The 7,261-nt window shown below is 60.5% G+C and carries 7 protein-coding genes; 3 read left to right on the top strand and 4 right to left on the bottom strand.

All coding sequences use genetic code 11. The features are described 5' to 3' along the window. Nucleotides 1–60: 60 nt before the first annotated feature. The 3 genes from RVY79_RS16280 to RVY79_RS16290 all read right to left on the bottom strand — a co-directional run bounded on the left by RVY79_RS16280 (nucleotide 61) and on the right by RVY79_RS16290 (nucleotide 3,340). Nucleotides 61–417 carry a four helix bundle protein gene (locus tag RVY79_RS16280; protein WP_280564846.1) on the bottom strand — a complete coding sequence of 119 codons (357 nt, stop codon included), beginning with the start codon at nucleotides 415–417 and terminating at the stop codon, nucleotides 61–63. Nucleotides 418–533: 116 nt separating this feature from the next. Next, nucleotides 534–1,451, bottom strand: a complete 918-nt coding sequence (gene cysD / locus RVY79_RS16285) for a sulfate adenylyltransferase subunit CysD (RefSeq protein ID WP_317465502.1) — start codon at nucleotides 1,449–1,451, stop codon at nucleotides 534–536. Between the two features lie 122 nt (nucleotides 1,452–1,573). Then, complete coding sequence (locus RVY79_RS16290; protein ID WP_317465504.1) at nucleotides 1,574–3,340, bottom strand: SLC13 family permease; 1,767 nt, start codon at nucleotides 3,338–3,340, stop codon at nucleotides 1,574–1,576. Between the two features lie 737 nt (nucleotides 3,341–4,077). Between RVY79_RS16290 and RVY79_RS16295 the strand changes: the two genes are divergently transcribed. From RVY79_RS16295 to RVY79_RS16305, 3 genes are all read left to right on the top strand, one after another. Beyond that, nucleotides 4,078–5,532 carry an aminotransferase class V-fold PLP-dependent enzyme gene (locus tag RVY79_RS16295; protein WP_317465505.1) on the top strand — a complete coding sequence of 485 codons (1,455 nt, stop codon included), beginning with the start codon at nucleotides 4,078–4,080 and terminating at the stop codon, nucleotides 5,530–5,532. An 85-nt stretch (nucleotides 5,533–5,617) separates the two neighbouring features. After that, the gene (locus RVY79_RS16300; RefSeq protein WP_317465506.1) at nucleotides 5,618–6,049 is read left to right on the top strand and encodes a DUF2384 domain-containing protein; all 432 of its coding nucleotides are present in this window, start codon (nucleotides 5,618–5,620) and stop codon (nucleotides 6,047–6,049) included. A 46-nt stretch (nucleotides 6,050–6,095) separates the two neighbouring features. Then, nucleotides 6,096–6,437: a type II toxin-antitoxin system HicB family antitoxin gene (locus tag RVY79_RS16305; RefSeq protein WP_317465508.1), complete on the top strand. Its 342-nt coding sequence runs from the start codon at nucleotides 6,096–6,098 to the stop codon at nucleotides 6,435–6,437. A 151-nt stretch (nucleotides 6,438–6,588) separates the two neighbouring features. Here RVY79_RS16305 and RVY79_RS16310 read toward each other — a convergent pair. Continuing rightward, nucleotides 6,589–7,261, bottom strand: a 673-nt coding sequence (locus RVY79_RS16310) for a nucleotidyltransferase substrate binding protein (RefSeq protein WP_317465509.1), incomplete at its 5' end; no start/stop codon positions are given.

Consider the following 7,261-nt stretch of genomic DNA (forward strand, 5'->3'; position numbering starts at 1 on the left):
TGCCAGAAGCTTAAGCCGGGCACGAGTACTACGAGCAGGCCGTGCCATATTCATGTTCAGTTATGACAGCCGGGGGCTGTTGGATAGGGATTTAAGCAAGGAACCAAGCATTCGCGACAGAGCCATCGCTTCACTACGCCACTGTTGACCTATCTCGTCAGGAATGTAGCCAACTTCAATGCCTATCAAAGCTTGCGTCGCGAACTCCCCACAAGAGCCTTTGGCGATAGAAACGAAACGGAACTTCTCGCGCTCGGTAAAGCGCTCGAAACCTTCGGCAATATTGCTTGGAATGGACAGTGCGGAGCGCGTAATTTGGTCTTTAAAGCCAAAATCTCGGAGGCTACGGAGTTCCCGATAAACATCGACACTCAGGCGTTTGCTACGCTGCCAAACTTCCATTTGCTCATGCCGCATGTAAGTTCCTTGTTAGCTTTTTAGCTCGTTGCCCGCAGCCCGTAGCTCGTTGCTCGCAGCCCGTAGCTCGTTGCCCGCAGCTCGTAGCTCGTAGCTCGTAGCTCGTAGCTCGTAGCTCAAAAATAGCCTTCCCGCTTCTTACGCTCCATCGACCCCGCCTGGTCGCGGTCGATGGTACGGCCGGAGCGTTCGCTGGTCTTGGTCAGCAGCATTTCCTGGATGATCTCGGGCAGCGTGTCGGCTTTCGATTCCACGGCGCCGGTGAGCGGGTAGCAGCCCAGGGTGCGGAAGCGAACCCATTTCTCTTCGGGGACTTCGCCTTCTTCCAGCGGCATGCGGTCGTCGTCGACCATGATCCACGTGCCGTCGCGCTCGACCACCGGGCGCGGGGCGGCGTAATACAACGGGACGATGGGGATCGATTCCAGATAGATGTACTGCCAGATATCCAGCTCGGTCCAGTTGGAGAGCGGGAAAACGCGGATCGACTCGCCCTTGTTGATCTTGCCGTTGTAGATGCTCCACAGCTCCGGACGCTGGTTCTTGGGGTCCCAGCGGTGGTGCTTGTCGCGGAAGGAGTAGACGCGCTCCTTGGCGCGCGAGGCTTCTTCGTCGCGCCGCGCGCCGCCGAAGGCAGCATCGAAGCCATACTTGTCCAGGGCTTGCTTGAGCGCCTGGGTCTTCATGATGTCGGTATGCTTGGCACTGCCGTGATCGAACGGATTGATGCCCGCCTCGACACCTTCCTGATTGATATGCTCGATCAACTCCATGCCCACCTCGGACGCCATGCGATCGCGAAACTCGATCATCTCGCGGAACTTCCAGGTGGTGTTGACGTGCATCAACGGGAACGGCGGCGTACCGGGATAAAACGCCTTGCGCGCCAGATGCAGCATCACCGACGAATCCTTGCCGATGGAATACAGCATCACCGGGTTGGCGAATTCGGCGGCCACTTCGCGGATGATATGGATCGATTCCGCCTCAAGCTGCTTGAGGTGGGTCTGTCGCTCGGGCGTGATTTCTGTCATAGCGGTCTCTTGAAAATGAGGCTTCGAGCTTCGAGCTTCGAGCTTCGGCAGTATGCAACCTCGACGCTTCCGGTTTGCAACGCCCTGCCCGCTGCTCGTAGCCCGTGGCTAGTGGCTCGTATCTAAAACCCCCACACCAGCGGCACGAGCCCGATGACGATGCTGCCGACCAACAGGCTCATGGGGGCGCCGAGGCGCAGGTAATCCACGAAACGATACCCGCCGGGGCCGAGGACCATGAGGTTGGTCTGGTAGCCCAGCGGGGTCATGAAGCTGGCCGAGGCGGCGAACATGATGCCGATGACGAAGGGCATGATACTCACGCCCAGTTGCTCGGCCACGGCGGTGGCTACCGGGAACATCAACACAGCGGCGGCGTTATTGGTGATCAGTTCGGTGAAGATCACGGTCAGGGCGTAGACCATGGCCAGGGCCATCCAGGGCGAGAGCCCATCCGCCAGCAGTAGCCATTGTGCGATCTGGTTGGCGGCGCCGGTCTTGTCCATGGCGCTGCCCAGGGCGAACGAGGCGGCGATGACAATGAGCACCGAAAGCTCCAGATAGCGCCGTGCCTTGCTCGCCGTGACGCAGCGCGTGAGCAGCATGGCGCCGCCGGCCAGAAACGCCGCCTCGAGAATGCTCAACAGCCCCGTGGCGCTGACCAGCACCATGGCGCCGAGAATGCCCAACGCCCAGGGTGCCTTGCGAAAATCCGGCGGCGTGGAATCGTTGAGCGCGCTGACGAGCAAGAAATCCTTGCGGTACTGGTATTGCGAGACGAATTCCTGGGCGGTTTCCATCAATAGCGTATCGCCCACCTGAAGACGAATATCCCCCAGCTTGCCGGGCAATCGGCGGCCATGGCGAGAAATGGAGAGGATCACCGCCTGATAGCGCGAGCGAAAGCGCGATTCGCGCACCGTCTGCTCGATCCCGGTGAAGTCCGGGCCGATCACGGCCTCGACCAGGCAGCGCCGGTGATGCGCGATATCCAGCTTGCGCACGTCGCCATTGGCCGGGCGCAGACCGTGGACCCGGCGCAACTCGCGGGCGCATTCGGGGGCACCGACGAAGACGAGGATGTCATCGGCCTGCAGCTTGGTTTCCGGCGGCACGGCGGTCATCAGCTCACCGCCACGCTCGATGTCCGCCAGGTAGCCATGCGCCAGGCTTCGCAAGCCGGCATCAGCGATGCTTTTGCCTTCCAGGGGGCCTTGCGGAATCACGCGGACTTCCACGGCGTATTCCCGCGCCTGTTCGAGTTGTTCCAGCGCCCCCTGGCGGTTGGGCAGCAGGCGGTCCGCCATCAGATAGAGAAAGCCCCCGGCGATGACCACCAGCGGCACGCCCACCCAGGCCAGCTCGAACATGTGCAGCGAGATGCCCCGCTCGCTCTGCAGCAGGCCATCCACAACGAGGTTGGTGCTGGTGCCGATCAGCGTGCAGGTGCCCCCGAGTATCGAGGCATAGCTGAGCGGCAGCAGCAATTTGGAGGTCGGCAACCGCAAGCGTGCCGCCCATTCCTGAATCGCCGGGATGAACATGGCCACCACGGTGGTGTTGTTCATGAAGGCGCTCAGCCCCGAGGCCGGAAGCAGCACGCGCAACTGCGCCTGTCGCAAACGTCGGGGCTGGCCAAGCAGGCGATGCGCCAGCCATTGAATGGCGCCGGTTTCCTTCAGCCCCGCTGCGACCACGTAGAGCGTGGCGATGGTCATCACGCCGGGGTTGGCAAACCCCGCCAGCGCTTCGCCGGGCGTGAGGATACCGCTAACCACCAGAAACGCCAGCGCCCCCATCAGTATGACATCGGGGGCGACTCGGGTAAGCGCAAGACAGGCAAGGACGGAAAAGATGAGGACTAATGTGGTGAGTGCTGCAGGTTCCATCCCGTATGCCGAATAAAGAAGATTCAAATGAAACGGCGCTTGGACACGCTACCGCCCGAGGATTGTTCCGGGCGTCTTCCCAAGGCCCTTTGCGTCAATCGTGTTGCCAGTCACCGCGACGCCGTTATCGCTGACACGCGCTCACACGCTGTCACGTGACATCTCCGGTCACGTATGCGCCATTCTAAGCGAGTGCCCTAGGTGTCACTAGCGGTATGGCGTTGAAATTTGTGTGCATTTAGGAAAAATTGTCGCCAGTAAACGACGCCAGGTGTGTCGTTTTTTCCACACAAGGCAGTGTTTGGTTGGCCCATTTTTTCTTATCTGCCCGCTATCTACTCACTTAGACAGTGTAGATCAGTCCCTGGGGTCAATATTATTAGCCAACTATCTAATATAGCGACACAAAAAAACGCGGCCGTGGCCGCGCGTCGCTCATATTAAGGGAAGTAAGGATTCGTTACCAGAATCGTCAGGCTTCGGGCTTCGGGCTTCGGGCTTCGGGCTTCGGCAGGATTGTTGCTCGTTGCTCGTTGCTCGTTGCTCGTTGCTCGTTGCTCGTTGCTCGTGGCTCGTGGCTTTTAGCTCATGGCCGTATTTCACAGGGATGCTGATGGCACGACTGACATTGTGATTCGTATTTATCTAATGCAACGTGTCGCACAATGTGCTTAACTTGACCATTAGTTACTATTGATTTGAAACTATTGGTTACGTTGCATGGAGGACGGTTGAGGATGGCGATGACGGACGCGGCACATGCGGTGCACGACTCCCCCCACGGCGCTAGCTCGGCAACGTGCGGCCAGGCGATCAGCTTGCCGCCGCGGTTGTTGCGGCAGGTACGGGGGCATTTCTATTACGTCGACCATTGCCCCATCGATGGCAAGCGGATCCACCTGAACGGCGTTGGGGAGCCGCTGGCGTTGAAGGCGGCGGTGCAGATGAATGCGGAGCTGGCGAGCATGCCGGTGCCGCTGGAGGCGAATGCGCCGGGCCATCATGTTCAGGCGATGTTGACCACGCATGGCTGGGAAGATCTCGCGATCTGGTTGGGGGCGTCTTTGGAGGCGTCTTTGGGCGTCCCTTCGCGGTCGTCATTGGCGGATTCACGTAGTCAGCTCTGGCGGGCGCCGAGTACGGCGCAATGCTGGGTACAGGTGCTGGCGTTGGCGCTGGGGGCGGCGCCCCGTGGGAGCCATGTGGTGACCACGGCGCTGGCCTCCACCGAGGAGGCGACGGCCATCGCGCTGCACGCCAGGCAGCAGGCGTTGAGCAGCGCCACGGTGCCGGTCAATCCGCTGACCGGTCGACTGGAAGTGGCAGAGTACGCTCACTGCGTGACACCGGAGACGCGCGTTGCGACGCTCGTGCATACCTGCCCTTTCACCGGCATGCGTCAGGATGTGGCGGCGATTGCCCGTGCCATACGCAAGGTGGCGCCGGCGTGTTTCATCCTGGTCATGGGGGAGCATCACGCCGCACACGCGCCGCTGGCGGTGGCGCATTGGGAAGTCGATGCGTATGTCGTGGGGGCGGAGGCGATCTTCTGTCGCCCTCGGCAGGGGTTTGCGTGGCTGTCGCGGCGTTTGTCGCTGGCCATGCGCGGCGCCATGCCCAGCACTATGCCCAGCACCATGCCCAGCAACTTGATACCTCCGCATAGCGGTGAAGAGCCGACTGCCCTGGCAAGCATGACCGAGTGGGTGGCGTATCTCGATTGGCTGGGCAGGCACTTCACCGGCACCCCGCCCCGGTGTTCTCGCGTAGTGGCAGCGGGCGAAGCCATTCAGGCCCATGAGCGGGCGTTGTTGAACCGGTTGTTACATGGCTTTCCCGAGGCACCGAAGACGCCGGAGGCGAGCGCGTCGCCCACCTCGCTGTGGCGATGCGGCTTGCACGGCCATGCACGCGTGCGGGTGATCGGCGCGCCGCATGCGCTATGGCGGGACGGCACGGTGGCATTCCATGTGCAAGGCATCGAAGCGTGGAAGGTAGTGCAGTGGCTCGCAGCCACCGGCATCGCCGCCCAGCTTTTGGCCTCGCCCCAGGCAGTGCGCGCCCTCGCGCCGTTTGGGTATACGGCGGCGACGCGTTTATCCGTGAGCCATTACAACAGCGAGGCAGAGATCGAAATCTGCTTGCAGACGCTCGATCCGTTGCTGGAAAGGCCGGCGGAGGGATGGGGGTAAGGCGGCGGGCTGCACACCATGACCGACAATGCTATGCTACATAGAAGTAGCAATTACGTAGCATATTCGTTGCGAGGCGCTTCCCATGACCGCTGAAATTCTGAAAGAGTCCTTACCCGATCCGGTTGAGTATCACGCGCCTGCCTCGTACGCACGTTTCGTTGCAGACTTGAAAGCCTCCGCACGTGCAGAAGGCGAGCCGGTCATCAGTCCACGATTGTTTGCCAGTGCCCTGCGCATGGATATTCAGACACTTGCCAGCCGCGCCCACGTGCATAGATCCACCATCACTCGGGGCCAAGGTGCCGAAAAGCTGCAAAGCTTTCTACGCGATGCCATCCGCGTGTTGGGGGTAGCTGCGGATATCAACGGCAACCTGCCGGACGCTCTTTTCTGGTTCCGCAATGAGCCGATACCGCCTTTCGACTATCAAACCCCCGAGCAACTGGTGAGTGCTGGCCGCACCGATGATCTGGTGCGCTATGTACAGTCGCTCAATGCTGGGGGCGCCGGATGATCGAGCGCCAAGTCATCGAGCAGCTACGCTCAGGAGGGCTGATCTAATGGAAAAACTCTTGAAGTACCGGGGCTACTATGGCTCCCTCGAGGCCAGCACTGAAGACAACTGCCTGTTCGGCATGCTGCAGTTCGTTCGCGCCCTGGTCAGCTACGAAGGTGAGACGGTGGCGGAGCTGGAAGCCGCGTTCCGCGAAGCCGTGGATGACTATCTCGCCACCTGCGAGCAACTCGGCGAGGCGCCCGAGACTCCGTGCAAGGGCTCCTTCAATGTGCGCGTCGGCCACGACCTGCACCTGGCCGCCGCCGTTTCAGCCTCGCGGCACGGCATCTCGCTCAACGACCTCACCCGCCAGGCGCTGAACGACTACCTGCAACAGCATCCTTGACTGCCAGACACTGCGGGCTTCGAGCGCCAGGCTCGGGGCGCTGTGAAGAGCGGCTTCAGGCTTCAGGCTTCGGCAGGATTATTGCTCGTGGCTCGTTGCTCGTTGCTCGTTGCTCGTTGCTCGTTGCTCATGGCAGGTTATCCCGCCAGCTTCAACCAGGATGATGCGATGAATGGTTCGCATCGAATCTCTGACCAACCCGCGCGATATGCTCGCGGAGCGCTTCGTTATCGATCTCGTGATAGCGCTCCATCGTTTCGCGAAACTGCTTCAGGGCTGGGTAATAACGTTCGATGCTGTTCTTGAACTCAGTTTCCAGAGTGCTGTGACGATACGCATGCATCGTGTTGTTACGAGTTTCTATCATATCCATCCAGGCTTGGCCGTCTTCCAGTAGACCGATGTTGAAGGCATGTCGGGCCGCGCTGCGCGATCCCGTCACGTTTTGAATACCCTCATGCTCCAGGTAATCCTTCATCACCTTCCAGGCGAGCTCGTGGGTGAACTCGAAACGTTGGATGACGCCTTCCTTGATGATATCTAGCGTCGTGTCGCCATACGCTTCGACGGCTTGCTCCAACTGAGCAAACGCATTGATGTAATTGGAAAATCGCTGCTGCCAGCGGATATCGTCCGCCATCGTTATCCCCTTTGATCGTTTGTCGAAGCGCGTGGTGGTTAGCAGGCTGCGAGCGCCAGGTTCGGGGCGCTGTGGAAAGTGGATTCGAGCTTCGAGCTTCGAGCTTCGAGCTTCGGGCTTCGGGCTTCGGGCTTCGGGCTTCGGGCTTCGGGCTTCGGGCTTCGGGCTTCGGGCTTCGGGCTTC

This window comes from Chromohalobacter sp. HP20-39, from assembly GCF_033052815.1.
Lineage (GTDB): Bacteria > Pseudomonadota > Gammaproteobacteria > Pseudomonadales > Halomonadaceae > Chromohalobacter.